The following is a 22,236-nucleotide window of genomic DNA, read 5'->3' on the forward strand; positions in this document are numbered from 1 at the left end:
AAAAACCGAATATCAACATGGATATTCGGTTTTTTTATCGAAAATACTCAGATTATTCCAAGAATTTTACCGTTACACCTGAACGTACTTTAGCACCTAAGTCATTGGCATCCCAGTTGGTTAAACGAATACAACCATGCGATGCAGTCTTAGAAATTAAAGATGGGTTTGGCGTACCATGAATACCAAATGATTTTTTACTTAAACCGATCCAAATATTACCGACGGGTGCATTTGGACCCGGTGGTAAAGAAAGAGGTTTAAGGTTTTTACCTTGGACAAAGTTAGAAGGTGAATAGCTATACCAAGGATTTTTTGCCACACCCACTACTTTATAAGTACCTGTTGGAGAAGGTGTATCAGTACTGCCAATTGTTGCAGGAAATGAGGCAATCATTTGATTACGGCTGTTGAATAAATACAGCTGTCTTGCGCCTTTGTGTGCAACAATCAAATGAATATCTTCAGGTAAGTCATTGCGGACATTGGCCACAATAATTTTTTCACCTGCTTTTTTGAACGTCGCTGTTGGATTTAATTTCTTTAAGAAATTTTCATCCATATGGAATTTTTCACCCAACATTTCAGTTACACGGGTGTAATACAAACCTTTCATTTTGGCTTGTAAAGCATAGTCAGAAGGGATTGAATCCGCATATGGGCCTTTGAGGTCAGCATCAGTAATGGTGTATTCGACATAGGCTGGTTTGGTTTGTTTTGCAACCAAGGCATCCCATGTTTCTTTGCTTAACTGACCTGTAGGTGTTAAACCATTCATTTGCTGGAATGATGCGATCGCTTTTAAAGTGTTTTTGCCGTTTGAGCCATCAATCGCCCCAGGTGACGCATGGGCATTGTTCAACATGACATGCGCACGTGCGTAGGCAGGAAGCTGTCCTTTTGGTAAAGCTTCAGGATATTCAGCATTATTCATGCTATCGAGTGTCCACGAAATTTTAGTCGTTGGAGCAGCTGTCGTCGTTGTGGTATCAGGTGTGCTTTCTAATTTTTGCGATACAACTGATGCAGCACCAGTATTAATTTGTGGCTCAGATGCGGCTGGTGCGGCAACACTTGAAGCTGGATTAGCAACAACACTTGACGCTGTATGTTCAATCGCTAATGGGTCAATAGGATCTTGTACTGAACCCGAAATTTGTTTTGGATTTAATGGTTGCTCAGTTGTTGGAGCAGCAAAAGCAACATTAGCAAGAATACAACTTAAACTCATAGCGAGTAATGAGCGAACAAACATGTAATTCAACCTTAAGAATTATTCATATTGGGATATAAGATGTTGCAAGTATTACAGAAAATAATGTCACTTGCAGTAGCAGTTTTGTGTAAAAGCGAAATTTATTTGAGTGCATAAATTTGAATACGATTGAAATTATAAATTCCAAGCTAACTTTGTTATGATGCGCGCTACATGAAAAATTTAGAGATTGGTAATGACAACGTTGAAAAATGATCGTTTTTTACGAGCTTTATTACGTGAACCTGTAGACACCACACCTGTATGGATGATGCGTCAAGCAGGACGTTATTTACCAGAATATCGTGAAACTCGTGCGCAGGCAGGGGACTTCTTATCTCTATGTAAAAATACTGACTTTGCTTGCGAAGTGACGTTACAGCCATTACGCCGTTATGAGCTCGATGCGGCAATTTTATTTTCAGATATTTTAACGGTTCCTGATGCTCTAGGTTTGGGGCTGTATTTTGAGACAGGTGAAGGGCCAAAGTTTCATAAAACAGTTCGTACTGCACAAGATGTGGCGAATTTACCTAAATTAAATGCCAAGTCTGATCTGGCTTATGTCATGAATGCCGTTTCGACCATTCGTTCTGCTTTGAATGGACAAGTTCCGTTGATTGGTTTCTCTGGAAGTCCGTGGACTTTAGCAACGTATATGGTTGAAGGTGGATCAAGTAAAGAGTTTCGCTTCATTAAAAATATGATGTACGCGCAGCCAGAAGTATTACATGCCTTACTTGATCATTTAGCTGATTCAGTAATTGATTATCTCAATGCGCAAATTGATGCGGGCGCACAAGCGATCCAGATTTTTGATAGCTGGGGGGGGGCGCTTGCGCATAGAGAATATGTTGAATTTTCATTGAACTATATGACCAAGATTATTGCAGGGCTTCAACGTGAAAAAGATGGTCAACGTATTCCGATCATTCTGTTTACCAAAGGTGGCGGGCAATGGTTGGAAACCATGCTAACGACAGGAGCAGATGCATTTGGTCTAGATTGGACTACACCGCTTTATACTGCACGTGATGTGGTTGCAGGACGAGCTGCGTTACAAGGTAATTTAGATCCTGCTGTGCTTTATGGTTCAGCTGCTTCAATTGAAAAATCAGTGAAAGCCATGTTGGATGATGCTTATGCCAGTGGTGAAAAAACAGGCTATATCGCGAATTTAGGTCACGGTATCACGCAATGGGTGGATCCAGCACAACCGAAGATTTTTGTTGATACTGTGCATGAGTACAGTGCTAAGTATTTAGGTTGATATTTTTTAAGTCTTTTAAAATAAACACGCTAGGATTCGTTTTGTGCAGTTGATTGTATTACCGCTCAACTTTATCACTAAGGCAGCTTCGGCTGCCTTATTTGGATTGTTGCTTTTGATTGCATTTGCAGTCACCGCCCCGATGGGGAGTCATGAGTATTATGGTTTCTTTCGTTATGACTATTTATTGTTTTACGCACTGATTATTCAAGTTTGCCTGATCTATTTAAAGCTCGAGTCATGGGCAGAAGCGAAGGTGATTGCCTTATTTCATATTATGGCCATGGGGATGGAGATTTTTCTCACTCATCCTGCCATCGCATCATGGCAATATCCGCAGCCTGCGGTTTTAAAACTGTTCACTGTGCCGTTGTTTGCTGGTTTTATGTATTCAGCCGTAGGCAGTTTTTTTGCTCGTTCTCTGAGGCTTTATCAGGTTTCTTTCGAAAACCTACCCAATTTTGGCAATATGCTGTGCTTGGCGGTGTTGTCTTATCTCAACTTTATGACTAAGTTTTTTATTCCTGATATTCGGATTGCATTATTTATCTGGAGCGCTTTGATTTTCTGGAAAACAAAACTGTATTTTCAATTGCAACAACATCGTTTTAGTGTACCGATGTTACCGATTTTATTATTACTTGCATTTTTGATTTGGATTGCAGAAAACATCAGTACCTTTTATAAAATCTGGCTTTATCCAAGCCAAGTCGATGCTTGGCATATGGTGGGTTGGGGGAAGCTTGGGTCATGGTATCTTTTATTATTACTGAGCTTGGTGTTGGTATTAAAAATCTTGGGAACCAGAGATAAAAATGGGGCGTGGCAGTTAAATTAGATGGCTTAAAGTTCTTTTAACAGACTTTTCTAATTCCCCTTGGTTATGAGTATTTCAGATATATTTCAAAATTTATTTGCTAAAACACGCTAAGCTGGTTATTTTAACTTCTGTGTAAGATTGATTACACACACAATAGTGATAACAAATATTGAAGAATAATTGATACTGGAGTTCGTTCCTATGTTAAAAAAAATTGCATTAGCCGCTCTATTAGCCGCTGGTTCAACTGTTGCAATGGCTGACAATGATGTTGGTTGTGGTGTGGGTACACAAGTATGGGCAGGTAAAAAAGGTGTTGCACCTAAAATTCTTGCTGCAACAACCAATGGTATTTTTACTAACCAATTATTAGGTATTACTTTTGGTACTCTAGGATGCCGTCAAGGTGGTACGGTAACAGCTCAAGTGGTGACCTTCACCAATGAAAATGCTGAATCTTTGGCACGTGATATGGCTGTTGGCCAAGGTGAAAGCTTAAATGTGCTTGCTGAATTAATGCAAATTAAAGCCAATGACAAAGCACGTTTCTTTGCTGTGTCTAAAGCAAATTTTGCTGAAATTTATTCAAGCAAAAATACCAACTCACTTCAAGTTCTCGATGCATTACAAGGCGTAATGGCAAAAGATGCGGTGCTTAAAGCATACGTTTAATTGCTGCATGCAAAAACCCTGTCTTGATGGCAGGGTTTTCTTATACCGATTCCTATTATTTTAAAAATTGCGATTGAATGAAATTAGCTACTTTTGCGCTGGCGTTTTTAACGTGCCACTTTGCACATGCTGCGGTTGAATCAGATATTCAGACTTATTTGGATCTAGCCAACAAGAAAAAATTAGATCAGCACGTCACGTGGCAACGCTTGATGTATGCTGACCATAAACAAAATAGCGAAGTCAGTTATGCGGGTTATTTTTACGCAAAAGATGGTCAAACCAATTTAAATAATGAGCTACAGGCGGATATTAAAGCCTTATTTGTTGAAGCTTCAGATAATCAATCGTTCCGTTGTAAATTTCCTGCACGTAGCCGTTGGCTGATGCAACAGCTCAATATCAGTGATCAACAGCTTCCAAAAGTAACTTGTAATGAGTTTGAGGACTGGATTAATCAAATCAAGCCGTATAAGGCCACCTTGATTTATGCAACCGATTTTATGGGTAATCCAAGTTCAATGTTTGGACATACTTTGCTACGTCTAGACCCTAAAGATCAGAAGCAACTCAATTTAGTGTCCTATGCCGTGAACTATGCCGCAACGGTAAGAGGTGAGGACAATTGGTCTTATGCATGGAAGGGCTTAACAGGGCAGTATCCTGGCGAATATTCTTTAATGCCGTATTATCGTAAAGTCAAAGAATATGGTGATTTTGAAAGTCGTGATTTATGGGAATATGAACTCAATCTCACACTAGAGGAAACCCGATTTCTGGTTGAGCATATTTGGGAAATGCAGCATGTGAGTTTCCCTTATTATTTTGTTAGTGATAATTGTGCTTATCGTTTATTGGGTCTAATTGACTTGGTTCGTCCTAATTTAAACCTAAAACAGCAGTTCAATTATGCCGCCATTCCAATTGAAACCCTGAAGGCGGTCGATCAGCAAGATCTAGTCAAAGAGGTGATTTATCGTCCTGCATTAGAAACGCAGTTACTTGCACAGGCCAAACAACATGGCACTGCATTAGCCAAAGTTGCCCATCAAGTTGCTTTTACTGCAATGGATAAAGCTCAACCCATTTTAAACACCTATCAGCAGCAGGATCAGGCCAAAATTCTAGAAATGGCCTATGATGATTTATATCTGCAATATATTAGCCATAAAGTGGATGCCGATTTTGCCCAACCTCAATTAAGACAATTACTTGCTCAGCGCAGTCAAATTGAAGTTGATAAACAACGGCAAGAGCCTATACGCCCGAAAAAACAGCCTGTAGAAGGACATCATGCACGAAATCTTTCTATGAATATTGGAGAGGTGCAAGGACAAAAGTTTGTTGAACTTGGGCATCGTCAGGCTTATCACGATTTGATTGATCCACAGGGGGGTTATCGTACAGGTACGCAACTCTTATTTTTAGATGGTAGTTTGCAATACCGTGACGACAAGCTTAAGTTAGAACATTTAGATCTACTGTCGGTGAATTCCTACAACCCCATTCAACCATTTAAATCACCACTCAGTTGGGGTTTTAATTTGGGTTGGAAACAGGAGTCTGTCGAGAAAGGGCAGTTTAGTGAAGATCAGCAACATGGTGTGATGAATCTAAATATGCAAGTCGGGTATAGCGTGGCAGATTATGATCGTCGAAATTTGTGTTATGCCCAGTTGCAAAGTCATATTCAAGGTGGCACAAATTTAGATAAAGGCTGGCGTGTTGGAGTAGGGCCAGCGGTAGGTTGTATGAATCTGTGGACAGACAATATTAACAGCGTGGTACAGATTGAGTTACCGTATTGGCAAGATCAGAGTCAGTGGAATTTAAGAGTTGGTACGCAACTTCAATATAGTTTGAACTCAAATCACGCTGTAAGGGTAAACTGGGATTATGAACAGCAGGATCATAAAGACTGGAATAAAATTGGCGTGGGCTATGTACGGTTTTTTTAATAATGAATGATATTGATCAAGCACAAGAATTTGAAAAATTACAACAACGATTGGATGAGGTCCAAGCAAGTATCTCTGACCGAACAAAATGGAGAGTTTCTCAATCAGGATCTTTAGATCATTGGAATGATATCAAAGCGCAAGTCTCGGAGTATAGAGAAAATGAAAGTTTATACTTTGATCCTTATGCAGTTGATGATCTGGATGTCTATCAGTTATTAGAGCAGGAAATATATTTTAAAAATTTCTGTTTGGAGCTGACCTATCTGATTCGTCTTGCTTATGATCTGGGTTTGGCTTCAACACAAATTCGAGAAATTTATTTGTCTGTTTATCAGTTCTGGTTGGCCTATGCTGACCTACTGTCACTCATTCAGTCGCATGGACAACAGCTTGGTGTTGCTGCAATAGAACTTACGACAGATTATAGCCATGCATTGTTATTGCTTTGTTGCGCAATGTGTTATGGCGATGAGGCTGATATTATAAAAACAATCGATGGATTATTGCTTTACCCTTCAGATCGGCTGATTGATTTGATTAGCTATCCCTATCTTGAGGTTGAAACGATTAGTGAAAGCTATGCTGTTGCTTATCCATTTAGACAGTTAGATGGCTTGTTGAATACAACAGTCGATGCGTCTACGATGAGTTTGTATTTACAACAGCTTGAACATGATCAGCAGCAAGGTAAATATTGGGAAAAGAAATTTTTCCACAAAATTGCGTTGTTGGGGAAGTGGCGTTTTGAAGTGTTGATTATCTGTAAATTATATGGAATTGAACTAGATGAAATGAAAAATTTCGAGAGTTTTCCAGATGAGTTTGAAATTTAAAGAGGATTGATCAAACCTCAACAATCACATAGTATTTTTTTACTGCTTCCATCACTTCAAAAGTACCGACAAATGCAGCTGGGATAATGCCTGCATTTCCCGCTGTGACTTCAATAAAAGTATTGGTCTTTGCATCATGAATGCGAACAATACCTTCAATGATTTGAAAGAACTCTTGTTTATTGTCAGCAAATATAATATTCCATGCACCGACTTCACACTGCCAGATGCCACAGTCCATATGTGGATGTTCATATAGGCTATACGTGAGCCGCTCAGGATTACCCTGAACCAGACGATCTGGTCGAGGGTAATCAACGCTGGCTTCATTTTTTAAATGACCGAAACCTGCTAACTGAATGGATGACATATGCAGTACTCGTATTAATAGCTTTCAGGCACAGCACTCAAGAACTCGCGACGCGTATCTTTATCTGTTTTAAAGTCACCGATAAAAGAAACCGTACGAGTGGTTGATTCTTGCTTACCCACACCACGCATCATCATGCACATATGTGCAGAGTCGATCACAACTGCAACACCACGTGCCTGAGTTACCTTTGCAACTGCTTCCGCAATCTGCTGGGTTAAATTTTCCTGAACCTGTAAGCGACGCGCAAACATTTCAGTAATACGAGCAAATTTTGATAGGCCTAGTACCTGACCCTCAGGTAAATAAGCGATATGCACGCGGCCATAAAATGGCAATAAATGGTGTTCGCAAAGCGAATAAAATTCGATGTTTTTAACCAATACCATTTCATGGTTATCGGAAGGGAAGAGTGCGCTATTCGTAACTTCTTCAAGCGTTTTGCTATAACCAGAAGTTAAAAAAGAAAAAGCTTTAGCCGCACGCATTGGCGTATCTTTTAAGCCTGGGCGATTAAGGTCTTCACCAACGGCAGTTAAGATATTTGCGTACGATTGCTGCATAGACATAACAATGTTCACTTAGGTGGGTTGAACAAAAACGGCAATTGTACCAGAAAACGATTAGAAATCTTAGTTTTGATAAAAATGCCGATTACTGTTTGTACTTAGGGTTCTTTTCGGCACGTTTGAGTAAGACTAAAACAGCACCTGTACCGCCTTGATTTTCAGGGGCACTGACGAAAGCAAGTACATCACGATGCTGTCTGAGCCAACCATTGACATAGGTTTTCAAGATTGCTTCAGGGCCTTTGCCATGCACAATTTTAACGACATTTTGATTTTCATCTTTTGCCATTTGAATCACTTGTAAAACAGCAGCCCGTGCTTGTTCAACGGTACAGCCATGTAGATCGACCGCTTCAAACCAGCGAATTTTGCCTGCTTTTAAATCTTCAAATACTTTGTGCTGCAAGGTTGCAATGCGATAGCTTAAAGCCGCTTGGCTGGCAACAGGGTTTAAGATCGCTTGGGTATCTGAAATTTCTGTAAGCTCTTGCTCTGCACCACCTTCTGCTGCAGCACGTTTTGCCAAAGTTTGGGCATCGACTTTTTTGCTACGCGCAACTTTAGTATCGGCAATATTCTGATTGTCGATGGGTTTTACCCCAAGTAGGGCTTTTTTAAAAAGTTCAGTATCTTCCAACTCTTCAGCAGCGGCTGGAGTCTTTTGTGACTCCGCTTGTTTGGCAATCGCACTCGCTTGCGGATTGGAAATTTGCTTTTTAAAGGCTTTCAGTAAGTTAAACTGATCTTTAGAAAGCGATGAATCGTGTTTACTCATAAGTTTAGAAAAATAGGCAGATACCAGAGATGTAAAATTATAGTCCGAAACCGTGATGATTTGAACTGAATTGCATTCAGGCAATGTGTAGATAATCTAAAGTAGTGAGTGGCTGTTCAAAAATGGTCAATTAGTTGTAATTATAAGATTATTCAAAATTAGATTGTTAAGAAAAAAAGCTTTATAAAACTAAATGTCAAGTAATGACTCATCAAACCAAACGTCTTCATAATTATTAGCTATTAAGAATCTCCAACCAGGAGGTAATGCTAGAAACTTTTGTATTTGTGGGCACCATTCAGTGATATGTTCTATATGTATAGAATTAAAAAAATTAGGATCATCAGAAAAATCTTCACCGCCCCAGATATACCATCCATTCGTCTTGTCTTCAGGAGGATGTCTTAAGCCATTAATAGGAGTTATATTTTCTTTGATATTCAGTGTTATTCCTAACTTCGTTCCCTCTAAAGTTGGGCAATAATGAGTATCATATTTTCTACATAAGCTTCTTTGTAATGATTCAATTTCTTTATTCGACATAAATTCAAGCTCTTTATTTTATTGTCAATTCAAATCCATATTTTGGCATGGTATTTTTTTAATAATTATCAAAGCCCAATGATAAAGAATTGGGCTTTCATGTTATTTAAAATTAAACTTGCTCAGGCTGCCCAAATAATGCATTAAATGCTTGATCAGGGCGAGGTTGCTTCATAAAACTTTCACCCACAAGGAAAGTATGAATATCATTGGCTTGCATCATGTCTACATCAGCAGGCGTAGCGATACCACTTTCTGTGACCAAAATACGAGATGCAGGCAATAATTTCTTTAAACGCAATGAGGTATTTAAATCGACATCAAAGGTTTTAAGATTACGATTATTCACCCCTAAAATGCATTGTTCAGAAAGTTTTAAAGCACGTTCTAACTCATATTCATCATGCACTTCAACCAACACATCCAACTGATGTTCAAATGCGGTTTTCGACATTTCTTCGAGTTGTTGGTCAGATAAACAAGCCACGATCAATAAAATACAATCTGCTTGCAGTGCACGTGCTTCAACTACATTGTAAGGATCAATCAAAAAGTCTTTACGCAAAGCTGGTAGGGCACAATGCTGACGTGCAATCGCAATATTTTCGTCTGCTCCTTGGAAGAAATCCACATCGGTTAATACCGATAAGCAAGCAGCACCTGCCTGTTCATATTGTTGGGCAATCTCCGCAGGATTAAAGTCTGCACGGATCACACCTTTAGAAGGTGATGCTTTTTTAATTTCAGCAATTACAGCTGGACGTTTGTGTTGTAAGGCATTGGCAAAACCACGAACAGGGGTGGCTTGTTTTGCCCACTGCTCAACATCATGCAAGCTACGTTGTTTTAAACGTGCTGCAAGTTCCTCATGTTTGCGGTCAACAATTTTACCTAAAATGGTATTTTGAATATCGATCATGAGAAATCCTTAATCTGCCTGATATTGTTTCAATGTCTTGGTAAATTCAGCCAAGATACTCATTTTTTCTAAGGCCTGTCCGCCGTAGAGAATATCTTGAGCCAGCTCAACGGCTTGTTTATAGGTTTTGGTAATGCCAGCGACGTAAATGCCAGCACCTGCATTCAATGCAATCATATTTGCGGCTTTTTCGCCAACGTCTGATTTGTCACGACTTAAAGCATCTTTGATCAGTTTTAAGCTTTCTTCTGAACTATTCACCACTAAACCAGTGAGGGTTTGAGAGGCGATACCAACGTCTTCTGGGTTCAGCGTCCATTCGCTAACTTCGCCATCTTTAAGCTCAGCCACAGCGGTTGGTGCAGCTAGGCTAATTTCATCTAGGCCATCTTTAGAATGTACCACCAGTACATGCACTGCACCGAGCTGTTTTAATACTTCGGCAATGGGACGACACAATTCATCTGAGAATACGCCAATCACAAAACGATTCACGCCAGCAGGGTTGGTGAGTGGGCCAAGTAAGTTAAAAATACTGCGAATGCCCAATTCACGCCGTGGCGCCACGGCATATTTCATAGCTTTATGATGATTTGGCGCAAACAGAAAACCTACGCCCATTTCACGGATACAACGTTCCGTTTGCTGCATGTCTAAATCAAGTTGAATGCCAATCTGTTCAAGCACGTCAGAAGAACCCGATTTGCTTGATACACCGCGGTTACCATGTTTGGCAATCGTTGCTCCCGCAGCAGCGATCACAAAACTTGAAGCGGTTGAAACATTAAATAAGTTTTGACCATCACCACCTGTACCCACGATATCGACCAGATGAGGAATATCACTGACATCAATTTTAATCGCAAACTCACGCATGATACGTGCAGCAGCTGTAATTTCATCAATACTTTCACCCTTCATGCGCAAGCCCATCATCAGCGCACCGATTTGAGCATCAGTGGCTTCACCTTGCATGATACTGCGCATGACATCTTCCATTTGTGGCTGGGTCAGATGGATGTTCTTGGTAATATTATTGAGTGCCTGTTGGATATTCATAGTCATGAGTTACAGCATTTAATGATTAAAAAATTTGGATGAAACTGGTTAGTGGTGAAGGATAGCTCGGCTTTTTGTGGTGTGTGTCCCACTCGCTAAGGGCTTATGTTAGCAGAAAATAACGCAAGATTTAGGTTGTGGCTAGAGAGTTTTTAAAATTTAACCCGTTTAAGTAGGTTGATAAATTTGTGGTTGGGAGTGATTGAATGAAAAAGGTATTATTTTATGAAAGGTTTATCTGAGTTTTTATAATAAATAATCAACCATTTGGTATATCTTAATCCGCCATATCTCTATAAAAAATGTGTATAAATTAACTAAATAAAAGTGGATATATTAGGTCGGTCATAATTTTATTCATTCATAAATATGTACCTAAATTACTTGAAATATCTTGGGGCTGTTAAAAACAAAGGTTGTTTTGTTTTTGTCTTTATTGCATGTCTTCACCCATTAGAAACTCATGCTGAGACAAGTATAGAAAAGCCACAAATCGATGCGACATCGGATAAAGTGGTGCGTGTTGCTGTCACAGGCTCACGTATTTCCAAAGCCCAGAAAGATGGCCCAACCAGTGTAACGGTCATTAGCGCAGCCGATATTGAGAAACATGGTTTTAGTAATGCCTTTGATGCCTTGAATAACCTGACCCAAAACACAGGTTTTGTACAAGGTGCGGATTATGGCAATACCTTTACGCCTGCAGCCAACGCGATTAGTTTACGAGGTTTGGGGCCGAACCATACCTTAACTTTAATCAATGGACATCGGGTTGCAGATTATCCAGTGCCGTATGATGGCGCTGTGAATTTTGTCAATTTAGCCAATATTCCGACTGCGATTATTGACCGCATTGAAATCTTAAACGGGGGAGCTTCCGCGATCTATGGTTCAGATGCGATTGCAGGTGTGGTGAATATCATATTGAAAAAGAAAACCGATGGCACTCAATTCAATATTAAGGCGGGTGGGACCAAAGAAGGTGGCGAAAATTTACGTTTACAACTGAGTGGTAGTAAAACACTGGACAAGCTCAATCTGGTTTATGGCGTTGAACTGAGTGGGCGCGAACCGATTTGGGCAGCGGACCGAGATTTTATGTCGAGCCGAACACGTCGAGGGGAAAAACCAGACACGATCGTTGGGCGTAAAAATGCCAAGACAGGCCAGTATCTTTCAATTAATAGCTGTGATGCATTTGATGATCTATTTAAAGGCTCAGTAACAAATATTGGAAAAGCAGGAGCAGATAACTGTGCCAGTGGTTTGGCCCGACCGACTTATTGGACCGTTCAAACCAAGAATCTCAGCCAAAATGGTTATCTCGGATTAGATTATGAGCTGAATGAGAAAACCCAATTATTCGCGGATGTGTTGATTGGCGCCAATCAAATTGAAAACAATACTCGTGGTCCGACATGGACTTCTTTAGGCGCGAGTAGTGGTTATTTCCTCAATCAAGACACAGGAAATTATGAAATCTGGACACGACGTTTTGCACCAGAAGAACTCGGTGGTGTTGAACAAGCCAATAAAAAATGGAAAGAACTCTCCTCCAATTTGAACTTTGGTATCCGTGGCGATATTGGGGACAGTAGTTGGCGCTATGAAGCCGCCTATAATGGCTCGATTTATACCAGTCAATTACGTAAACAAGGGCTGGTTCGTTCGAATGTTGATGAATATTTCCTAGGTCAGCGACTGGGTGTAGACCAAGATGGTATTCCAATTTATTCCCCGCATTTAGATCGTATCAGTCGGCCACTGACCGCTAGTGAGTTTAGAAGCATTTCAGGCACAACGGAGGAAAATGACAAGTCTTGGGCACAGGGCCTAACTTTAAGTGCCAATGGTGATGTATTTGAATTGCCTGCAGGAACGGCCAAGCTTGCTGCTGTAGCAGAAATTGGACGCCAAGGTTTTAAAATCAAACCCGATAAGGCGGTGGAAAATGGGGACTTCTATAATGCCACTTCCAGTGGCGAATATGGAGGGGCACGTACCCGTCAGGCATTGGGTACGGAATTATTCTTACCTTTAGCCAAGCCACTCAATTTAACCTTATCTGGACGTTATGACCGCTATGCTTTGTCAGATAACAGTATTGATAAATTTACCTTTGGTTCAGGCTTAGAATTTAGGCCACATCCAACCTTATTGGTGCGAGGCAACTACGCCACCAGTTTCCGTGCACCAGATATGAATTATCTGTTTTTAAATAAACAAAGAGGGTATTTCCCAAGTACCACCGATTATTTACGTTGTAGCCAAACGGGACAAGCATTAGATAAATGTAGCTTTAAAGATTATTCGCCTGGCGCGAACTACACCTTAACAGGCAACAAAGATTTAAAACCCGAAGAAGGTAAATCTTATGGTGCAGGCTTTGTGTGGTCTCCGAGTAATAAGTTTGATATCTCCATCGATTACTGGGATATCAAAATTGATAATCTAGTGACCAATCTCAGTCCAGATAAAATTTTACGTCAAGAAGCTGCTTGTCGTTTAGGAGCGCAAGATATCAACTCGGCACAATGTGTTGATGCATTGGCACGTGTAGAGCGTAATCCAGCAAATGCAGTGGTTGATCCAAATGTCATCAACAATATCAATATTGTTCCGATCAATGCAGCTTCAGATCATACTCGCGGGATTGATTTCACCAGCAAATGGCGCTGGAAAACTGAAAATATGGGTAACTTCCTATGGACGATGAATTATAGCCGTGTGTTGGAACGTGAATATCAACAATCAAAAGATGGCGAGAAAGATAACTATTTAAAAGACTTAACCATTCCAGATTGGAGAGACCGCTTGAATACCAGTCTCAGTTGGAGTCTTGGTGATTGGGCATCAACCGTATTAGTCAATCGCTATGGCAAGATTCCAAACGGTAATCAAACGGCTTACTTAAGCCCGACTTATTTGGTCAATTGGAGTGGAACTTATCAAATTTCACCCAAGGCCTCTGCATCCATCATTGTGAATAATCTATTTGACAAAGTGAAACACGATGACACAGGCGGATGGCCATATTATCCAGTAGGATCATATTCACCAATCGGCCGTCAGGGTTGGTTGGAGTTTAATTATAAATTCTAACAATGATGTGTGGATGCAGCGACATGGTACACCATTTGCTGCATCTCTTTATTTTAAAAACTACAGAGGACAGCTCTCCTATGTTGGTCAAACCTTCATTTAAAAAACAATTGCTACTGACAACATTACTTTCATTTTCTGCAACACAGCTTTTTGCATCAAATAGCAATGAACAAATTCCAATCGGCAAATTACCTGAATGGGCCATTCCCGAATCTTATGATTTAGATTTTAAAATTGATCCTGCACAAAAAAGTTATACCGGTAAAACCACAATCCACTTAAAACTGACCCAAGCAACCGATCATGTGTGGATTCATGGTAAATCTTTATCGGTAAAAGACGTCAGCATCCTCTCCGCAACTGGGCAGAAAACCACGGCCAAATATGAGCAAGCTTCAGCAGTCGATGGGGTCAGTCTGATTAAATTTGCTAAGACATTAGCTGCTGGGCAATATCGTTTAGTACTGGATTTCAATGCAGATTATGATCAGCAACTGGATGGTATTTATAAAATTGAGTTTGAAGGTAAACCTTATGTCATGACTCAAATGGAGGCGATCAGCGCACGTCAATCTTTTCCATCATTTGATGAGCCGCGCTTTAAAACGCCATTTAATATTCGCTTAACCATCCCAAGCAAATATTCAGGTTTTGCCAATACCAATCAAGTCGCTGAACAGGCCGAAAAATCGGGCTGGAAAACGTTAAGCTTTGCACCGACCAAACCGCTACCAACTTATCTACTGGCATTGGCGGTTGGCCCTTGGCAAGTACAACAAGGGCCAGATATTGCGGCGACTGAATGGCGTAAGCAGGCGATCAAACTGCGAGGAATCGCACCAGATGCTAAGGCTGAAAAAATGCAGCATGCCTTGTCTGAAACCCCAGCCATTTTAAAAACCCTAGAAGATTATTTTGCTTTTGGTTATCCATTCGACAAGCTGGATTTGCTTGCAGCGCCTGACTTTGCTGCTGGTGCGATGGAAAATCCTGGGCTGATCACATTTAGAGATTACTTGATGTTGCTGGATAAAGACTCTCCCGTATCTTTTGTACAGAGCTCATTTAATGTCAATGCACATGAATTAGCGCATCAATGGTTTGGGGATGTGGTGACGATGCCGTGGTGGGATGACCTGTGGTTGAATGAATCTTTTGCCACGTGGATGCAAAGTAAAATCACCCAACAATTACATCCTGAATTTAACGCTGATCTTGAACGTGTGGTCGATACAGCGGGCGCAATGAAAAGTGACAGCTTGGTCAGTGTACGCCGTATCCGCCAGCCCATTTTAAGCAATGCCGATATTCAAACGGCTTTTGATGGCATTACCTATCAAAAAGGTGCAGCTGTTTTAAATATGTTTGAGAGCTATCTAGGTGAAGAAAAATTCAAACAAGGCGTGCGTAATTACATTAACAAGCATCAATATGGCAGTGCGACCGCTAATGATTTAATTAGCTCTCTCGCAGAACAGTCTGGTCACGCTGAGCGCTTTAGCAAAGCGGTGAAAAGTTTTATTGATCAGCCTGGTGTACCTTTGCTGAATACCTCATTGCAACAACAAGGCAATAAAGTCTTTTTAAATGTAAAACAAACGCGTTATTTACCTGTTGGTTCAAAAGGTGATGCCAACAGTCTTTGGGGGGTACCATTATGTGTACGTTACGAAGTTCCCAATGCTGCAAGCAAAGTTCAGTGTGAGTTGATTGACCAAGCCGAAGCCAAAATTGAACTCAAAGGCGCACGTATTAACAGTTGGTATATTCCAAATGCTGATGCGGCAGGCTATTACCAATTTAGTTTGCCTGAACCAGAACTTGCTCGTCTGACTGCGGCGACGGAGAAACTTTCTAATACTGAACAATTGGCTTATGCCTATGCGGTTTCGGCAGCATTTAATCATGGTGATATTAACCTTTTGGCGGTGGTGGATGTCGCCAAGAAGTTTGCGAACTCGAATAGCCGCCAAATTAGTACGGCATTGTTTCAGCAACTCAGCACAATCCAACGCCATGTGTTGAAGACGGAGGTAGAACGTGAGCATTTTAGAAAAGTGCTTGCGAATTTGTATCTACCTAAATTGAATCAATTGGGTTATGCGAGTAAAGCAGGTGAGTCTGCTGAGGATAGCTTGTGGCGGAGTGAGTTAGCCCAATTTCTTGCATTGGAAATTCAGGTACCAGAAGTTCGCCAAAAACTGTTAAAGCAATCCGATGTTTTATTTGAACGGACGCAACTGAACTTTGCCCAGCTCACCCCAGAATTATTGCCAACGATTCTGGCAGTCCGTGTCCAAGAAAAAGGACAGCCTACATTTGACCGTTTAGTGGGGGAGTTACAACGTATCACGCAGCCGACCCAACGTTTGGCGATTCTCACTGCTTTAGGTTCAGCAAATCAGGTGGAAACACGTCAGCAGGCACGTCAGCTCGTTTTAGACCCACGTGTGAAAGTCGGTGAAGTACGTACCGTGATTAACGCAATCAATAGCTATAGTGGTGAACAAGGTGGACTGTGGTCATGGTTTAAGACCAATCACGATGCTGTGTTTGATCGTTTAGGCAAGTCTTCTGCTGGACGTTTCCCCGCATTGTTTAGTGGCGCAGCCTGTTCACAACAAGAAGCGTCGCAGTTGAATGCTTTCTTTGCACCGAAAACCAAAGAATTGGTTGGCGTTGAGCGAGGTTTAAATCAAACCAAGGAACGGATTCAACTGTGTGAGTCCTTAGTTGCGAAGCAAGATGGTTCGCTTGTGCAACAGTTGAAGTTATAATTTATTCAATCATAAAAAAAGCCAACGATCAGGCGTTGGCTTTTTTTATTTTAATCTAGCTTAAGCATCATTATCGGGTTGTGGATTTCTGACACCGAGTAATTGACTGGTCGCTGTGCCTGCAGTCATCGAACCGTTGACGTTTAAAGCAGTACGACCCATATCAATCAATGGCTCAATTGAAATCAGTAACGCGACTAAAGTAATCGGTAAACCCATAGCTGGGAGGACGATTAAAGCAGCGAAGGTTGCACCGCCACCAACGCCAGCAACACCAATCGAACTGAGGGTTACCACCACAACCAACTGCGCAATCCATAATGGATCAAGCGGATTGATACCGACTGTTGGGGCAACCATCACCGCCAGCATTGCAGGGTATAAACCTGCACAACCATTTTGACCAATGGTTGCACCAAATGAAGCAGAAAAGCTGGCAATCCCTTCAGGCACACCCAATTGTTTGGTCTGTGCTTCGATATTGAGTGGAATACTGGCTGCACTTGAACGACTGGTAAATGCAAAAGTTAAAACAGGAAAAACTTTCTTGAAAAAGTCGATTGGATTGACACGTACAAATAGCAAAATTAGTGCATGTACGAGGAACATAATTGCAAGGCCAAGATAAGAGGCAACTAAGAATTCGCCCAGTTTTACAATGTCAGCAACATTCGCCGTTGCCACCATTTTGGTCATGAGTGCCAATACACCATAAGGCGTAAATTGCATCACCAAACGGACAAGACTAATCACCAATGCTTGCAGTGCTTCAATCCCGTGTCGGATTCTTTCGCCATTGACGGTGTCTTTATCCATCAGTTTAAGTGCAGCCACACCTAAAAATGCAGAGAAAATCACCACACTGATAATTGCCGTTGGACGAACACCGGTTAAATCAGCAAATGGGTTTTGAGGGAATAGTGAAAGCAAGAGCTTTGGAACATCTAAATCTGTCACTTGTCCAATGTATTGGCTTTGAATGGTCGCTAGACGCGCCGCTTCTTTGGTGCCTTGTACTAGTCCTTCAGCGCTTAAGCCAAATAAATTGGTGATACCTGCACCCACCAGTGCAGCAATTGCTGTGGTCGCTAACAAGATACCAATCACGAGTACACTGATTTTTCCAAGAGACGTGGTTTGGTGTAGTTTCACCACCGCACTTAAAATCGAGATGAAAATCAGTGGCATGATCACCATTTGTAATAGTTGTACATAACCATTACCCACAAGGTTGAACCATGCAACCGAGTGTTCAAGCACAGGGTTATCGCCGTAGATCGCTTTAAGGGCTAAACCGAAGAAGATACCAACCACCATACCGATCAGAACTTTTTTGGAGAGACTCCAGTCTTTTCGATAAGTAAAAAACAATCCTGCCATGAGCAGGACAAAAACAATAATATTCAATAAAACCAAGGTATTCACAATAGGTTATCCTGATAGATCATTCAGGGGGAATGCTAAGAACAATGACTTAGATTCTATCATCCAGCCGCCCTGAAACTTAATCATTCCTATGACTATAGTTAATCTAAAAAAGTAAAATGCAATCAGACAAAACAGAAATTGAGGATTGAACTTACTTTTTATAACGTGTGAAAAGTGGATTAATTATTGAAAAAGAATGACTTGTTTTTAAGTGTAAGTTTTCAGATTAAGTTTAATGCTGAAAATTTATACCGTGTGTATGAGTTATATATTGTTTTTATATGTTCAAAATAAAAACAGCCCATTGATTAAAAATGGGCTGTCAGGATATTTGATGTAATCAAATGCTCGTGTTTAAGCGTAAATATCCAAGAAGTTTTTGAAAATTTGATGACCATGTTCGCTCAAAATAGACTCAGGGTGAAATTGCACACCTTCCACAGGCAGAGTTTTATGTTTGACGCCCATAATTTCTTCAATCGTGCCATCTGCTTGATTGGTCCAACAGGTCACTTCTAAGCACTCTGGCAAAGTTTCTTGCTCAATCACCAATGAATGATAACGTGTTGCAGCAAAAGGTGATGGCAAGTTGCTAAAAATCCCTTTGTCACTATGGTGCATATCGGATAGGCGACCATGCATCACGGTTTTGGCGCGAATGATATGACCACCAAAGGCTTGTCCAATGGCTTGATGACCCAAGCAAACACCAAGCAAAGGAATTTTGCCAGCAAAGTGATTGATGGCTGGTATAGAAATGCCTGCTTCACTCGGAGAGCATGGACCAGGGCCAATCACCAGATATTTCGGCTGCCATCGCTCAATATCCTCTAATGTCACTTGATCATTACGAACAACTTTTACTTCTTGATTCAACTCGCCAAAGTATTGAACGATGTTGTAAGTAAATGAGTCATAATTGTCAATCATTAGAAGCATGATTATAACCTTTTGAAAGATATGCACTTAATTGTGCTATTGAATTCGATAAACCGATCAGAGCGCTGTATTTTTTCATCTATCTTGAATAGAGAAAAGATTATTCTAGCGATAACGGGAAATCATCATAACAAAACCGATCATTAATGTGGGAAATTTTGAAAGCACTGAAGGCTGAATGAAAGGCCAATTTTGTTTATTGAAATGAGCAGTTAATTGATCATAAATTTTTGTAATTGAAACACTTGAGAAAAAAAACTGAAAGTGAATCGAAAGTCTGAATGAATTGATTGGAATGATGTTGAAAAGAATGATATAAAAAGCCAATTTACGCGAATAATAAAAGCGTAATTGGCACTACATTGGTTCTTTGTTATATGTATTGCACCATTTTGGTTCATTATGTCTTTTTTAGGGACGAGCTGAAATAGGAATGTTTAAATATGGTGCATTTTAAAATGCAGGCATTAAAGTAAGCATAGGACAGGGAGCTTAAAGCATTTTTTCTGCAAAGAATTTCAATGTTTTAGGTATGCTTTGAAATTGTTGGTATGATAATTGCTAATTATACACCAACAACTAACACGCACTTAACAAGTGCATAAAAACTTCATTGGAGCAAATGAGCATGGCGAACAAGGTCCTTCAACTCATCAAAGAAAGTGGCGCAAAATGGGTCGATTTTCGCTTTACTGATACTAAGGGTAAAGAGCAGCACGTAACTTACCCAGCTGATACCATTGATGAAGATACATTTGAAGACGGTAAAATGTTTGATGGTTCTTCAATTGCTGGTTGGAAAGGCATTGAAGCTTCTGACATGATCTTACGTCCAGATGCTGAAACAGGTTTTCTTGACCCGTTCTTTGCTGAGCCTACAGTTGTTGTAACTTGTGACGTTATCGAGCCTTCAACTGGTCAAGGTTACGAGCGTGACCCACGTTCAATTGCTCGTCGTGCTGAAGAATATTTAAAATCTACAGGTATTGGTGATACAGCATTCTTTGGTCCAGAACCAGAATTCTTTGTTTTTGACGAAGTAAAATGGGACATCGACATGTCTGGCGCGCGCCACACATTGATCGCTGAAGAAGCTGCTTGGTCTACAGGTAAAGACTACGAAGCAGGTAACTCAGGTCACCGTCCACGTGTTAAAGGCGGTTACTTCCCAGTTCCTCCAGTTGACTCTCATCAAGACATGCGTGCTGAAATGTGTGCACGTATCGAAGACATCATGGGCCCTGGTCGTGTAGAAGTACATCACCACGAAGTTGCATCTTGCCAATTAGAAATTGGTGTGAGCTTTAATACTTTAGTTCGTAAAGCGGACGAAGTTCAGCAGTTCAAATATGCAGTTTGGAACGTTGCGCATCAATATGGCAAAACAGCGACATTCATGCCTAAGCCAATGGTTGGTGATAACGGTTCTGGTATGCACGTTCATATGTCAATCTCTAAAGATGGCAAGAACTTGTTTGCTGGTGATGAATATGCTGGTTTATCAGAAATGGCATTGTTCTTCATCGGTGGTGTAATCAAACACGCGCGTGCGTTGAATGCGATTACTAACCCAGGTACAAACTCTTATAAGCGTTTGGTTCCACACTACGAAGCACCAATTATGCTTGCTTACTCAGCACGTAACCGTTCGGCTTCTATCCGTATTCCTTACGTTTCTAGCCCTAAAGGCAAACGTATCGAAGCACGTTTCCCTGATCCATTAATGAACCCGTACTTAGGTTTTGCGGCATTATTGATGGCTGGTCTTGACGGTATTCAAAACAAGATCCACCCAGGTGAAGCTGCTGACAAGAACTTATATGATCTTCCTCCTGAAGAAGAAGCAAAAATCCCAACAGTTGCGCACAACTTGGAAATGGCGATTGCTGCTCTTGAAGCGGATCATGAGTTCCTGTTGAAAGGTGGTGTATTCACTAAAGAAATGCTTGATGCATATATCGAACTTAAAACTGAAGATGTACGCCGTCTTAACACGACGACTCACCCAGTTGAATTTGATATGTACTACAGCCTGTAATACATACAGATTGAAAAAGCTCGCTTCGGCGAGCTTTTTTTATGTTTTTGATTCAATTGAAACTCATGCGCTTTTTCTAAAGAAATTCATGTACACTCATAGGGTCTGCTGGCACTTCACCTTGCGAGCTACAGCTCTCATTGCGACAGAGGACATTTTTTAGATGTTACAAGGCAGGTCGTATGAAATTTAGTGCTTCTAAATGAATACGGGCTAACGTTGTAACATCAAAAAATGACCCTGTCCCGAAGGGTTATGTCTAAAACCTCCCCAAACTTCGTTATGAAACTTGACAAGGGTATCGCCATTGTCTACGTTCCATGCCTTGTTTGTGTGGTTTTAGCCTATAACGCAATGCATGGCTGAAGTATCAGCAGACCCTAATGATGTTTTTAGTGAGCCAAGCATGCGAAATTTACGACCAAACAGAATTAAGGGACGAGAGATCCCAGCTGAATTAAAAAAATGGTTGTATGCATCTGGTTCCCTCACTCAGCAATTGACTGATTTGGGTGGGGGGGAGTTTCATGTTGAACGGACAAAAGAGCATTTTCAACGACTCACTTTCAACGATAGCCAATGGATGCAAATGCCAGCACACCATATTGCCTGGGTACGTGAAACCAATCTTTATGGCAGTGAAACAGAAGCTTGGGTTAAAGCAAAAAGTATCTTTCCAATTTTAAGCTTACATAAGAAAGCACGTTTATTTCGGCATATTCGTAATAAGCCTATTGGTTGGTTTTTATTTCAACGAACCAATCCTGCCTGTGAAAGAAGAGTGATTTATCTTGAAGAAGGGTGGACCAGACAAAGTTGTTATACTTGGCATGGTTGCAAATTTATCGTGCAGGAGACCTTTCTCCCTGCATTTGAACAGTTTATTCGACAGCATTGACTCTA

Annotated in this window: 17 protein-coding genes and 1 pseudogene; 9 read left to right on the plus strand and 9 right to left on the minus strand. The window is 40.7% G+C overall.

What is annotated here, in order from left to right:
- Window positions 1-52: 52 nt before the first annotated feature.
- Window positions 53-1,255, minus strand: coding sequence for a L,D-transpeptidase family protein (locus V6E90_RS16925; RefSeq protein ID WP_332606006.1), 1,203 nt, complete (start codon window positions 1,253-1,255; stop codon window positions 53-55).
- 196 nt (window positions 1,256-1,451) lie between these two features.
- On the opposite strand from V6E90_RS16925, the gene hemE reads away from it, so the two are divergent.
- The 5 genes from hemE (at window position 1,452) to V6E90_RS16950 (ending at window position 6,811) form a co-directional block, all read left to right on the plus strand.
- Window positions 1,452-2,525, plus strand: a complete 1,074-nt coding sequence (hemE, locus tag V6E90_RS16930; protein WP_016540477.1) for a uroporphyrinogen decarboxylase — start codon at window positions 1,452-1,454, stop codon at window positions 2,523-2,525.
- A 43-nt stretch (window positions 2,526-2,568) separates the two neighbouring features.
- Complete coding sequence (locus V6E90_RS16935) at window positions 2,569-3,363, plus strand: DUF817 family protein (RefSeq protein ID WP_332606007.1); 795 nt, start codon at window positions 2,569-2,571, stop codon at window positions 3,361-3,363.
- A gap of 183 nt (window positions 3,364-3,546) precedes the next feature.
- Window positions 3,547-4,017 carry a DUF3015 family protein gene (locus V6E90_RS16940; protein WP_016540479.1) on the plus strand — a complete coding sequence of 157 codons (471 nt, stop codon included), beginning with the start codon at window positions 3,547-3,549 and terminating at the stop codon, window positions 4,015-4,017.
- A gap of 77 nt (window positions 4,018-4,094) precedes the next feature.
- A complete protein-coding gene (locus V6E90_RS16945; protein ID WP_332606008.1) occupies window positions 4,095-5,975 on the plus strand; it encodes an Lnb N-terminal periplasmic domain-containing protein in 1,881 nt (626 codons plus the stop codon).
- Between the two features lie 2 nt (window positions 5,976-5,977).
- Complete coding sequence (locus V6E90_RS16950; RefSeq protein WP_442881266.1) at window positions 5,978-6,811, plus strand: DUF1911 domain-containing protein; 834 nt, start codon at window positions 5,978-5,980, stop codon at window positions 6,809-6,811.
- Between the two features lie 10 nt (window positions 6,812-6,821).
- Here V6E90_RS16950 and V6E90_RS16955 read toward each other — a convergent pair whose 3' ends face one another.
- The 6 genes from V6E90_RS16955 to trpD all read right to left on the minus strand — a co-directional run bounded on the left by V6E90_RS16955 (window position 6,822) and on the right by trpD (window position 11,046).
- Window positions 6,822-7,181 carry a cupin domain-containing protein gene (locus tag V6E90_RS16955; protein WP_332606009.1) on the minus strand — a complete coding sequence of 120 codons (360 nt, stop codon included), beginning with the start codon at window positions 7,179-7,181 and terminating at the stop codon, window positions 6,822-6,824.
- A 14-nt stretch (window positions 7,182-7,195) separates the two neighbouring features.
- Window positions 7,196-7,744 carry a GTP cyclohydrolase I FolE gene (folE, locus tag V6E90_RS16960; RefSeq protein ID WP_332606010.1) on the minus strand — a complete coding sequence of 183 codons (549 nt, stop codon included), beginning with the start codon at window positions 7,742-7,744 and terminating at the stop codon, window positions 7,196-7,198.
- Between the two features lie 91 nt (window positions 7,745-7,835).
- Complete coding sequence (locus V6E90_RS16965) at window positions 7,836-8,525, minus strand: Smr/MutS family protein (RefSeq protein WP_016540484.1); 690 nt, start codon at window positions 8,523-8,525, stop codon at window positions 7,836-7,838.
- 189 nt (window positions 8,526-8,714) lie between these two features.
- Window positions 8,715-9,068, minus strand: a complete 354-nt coding sequence (locus V6E90_RS16970; protein WP_332606011.1) for an immunity protein Imm33 domain-containing protein — start codon at window positions 9,066-9,068, stop codon at window positions 8,715-8,717.
- A 112-nt stretch (window positions 9,069-9,180) separates the two neighbouring features.
- Entirely contained in the window at window positions 9,181-9,987 is an 807-nt protein-coding gene (gene trpC / locus V6E90_RS16975; protein WP_065343032.1) for an indole-3-glycerol phosphate synthase TrpC, read from the minus strand.
- A gap of 9 nt (window positions 9,988-9,996) precedes the next feature.
- Entirely contained in the window at window positions 9,997-11,046 is a 1,050-nt protein-coding gene (gene trpD, locus V6E90_RS16980; RefSeq protein ID WP_032865714.1) for an anthranilate phosphoribosyltransferase, read from the minus strand.
- A 369-nt stretch (window positions 11,047-11,415) separates the two neighbouring features.
- Between trpD and V6E90_RS16985 the strand changes: the two genes are divergently transcribed.
- Window positions 11,416-14,148 carry a TonB-dependent receptor plug domain-containing protein gene (locus tag V6E90_RS16985; RefSeq protein ID WP_332606012.1) on the plus strand — a complete coding sequence of 911 codons (2,733 nt, stop codon included), beginning with the start codon at window positions 11,416-11,418 and terminating at the stop codon, window positions 14,146-14,148.
- 7 nt (window positions 14,149-14,155) lie between these two features.
- A pseudogene (locus tag V6E90_RS16990) lies at window positions 14,156-16,928 on the plus strand (M1 family metallopeptidase).
- Window positions 16,929-16,988: 60 nt separating this feature from the next.
- Here V6E90_RS16990 and V6E90_RS16995 read toward each other — a convergent pair.
- A complete protein-coding gene (locus V6E90_RS16995; RefSeq protein ID WP_023270189.1) occupies window positions 16,989-18,353 on the minus strand; it encodes an L-cystine transporter in 1,365 nt (454 codons plus the stop codon).
- A 357-nt stretch (window positions 18,354-18,710) separates the two neighbouring features.
- Window positions 18,711-19,295, minus strand: coding sequence for an anthranilate synthase component II (locus V6E90_RS17000; RefSeq protein WP_016540490.1), 585 nt, complete (start codon window positions 19,293-19,295; stop codon window positions 18,711-18,713).
- 622 nt (window positions 19,296-19,917) lie between these two features.
- Between V6E90_RS17000 and glnA the strand changes: the two genes are divergently transcribed.
- Both glnA and V6E90_RS17010 read left to right on the plus strand, forming a co-directional pair.
- The gene (glnA, locus tag V6E90_RS17005) at window positions 19,918-21,333 is read left to right on the plus strand and encodes a type I glutamate--ammonia ligase (RefSeq protein ID WP_171057879.1); all 1,416 of its coding nucleotides are present in this window, start codon (window positions 19,918-19,920) and stop codon (window positions 21,331-21,333) included.
- Window positions 21,334-21,739: 406 nt separating this feature from the next.
- Entirely contained in the window at window positions 21,740-22,231 is a 492-nt protein-coding gene (locus tag V6E90_RS17010) for a chorismate--pyruvate lyase family protein (protein ID WP_016660385.1), read from the plus strand.
- Window positions 22,232-22,236: the final 5 nt, after the last annotated feature.

The organism is Acinetobacter sp. ESBL14 (assembly GCF_036668815.1).
Classification (GTDB): domain Bacteria; phylum Pseudomonadota; class Gammaproteobacteria; order Pseudomonadales; family Moraxellaceae; genus Acinetobacter; species Acinetobacter gyllenbergii.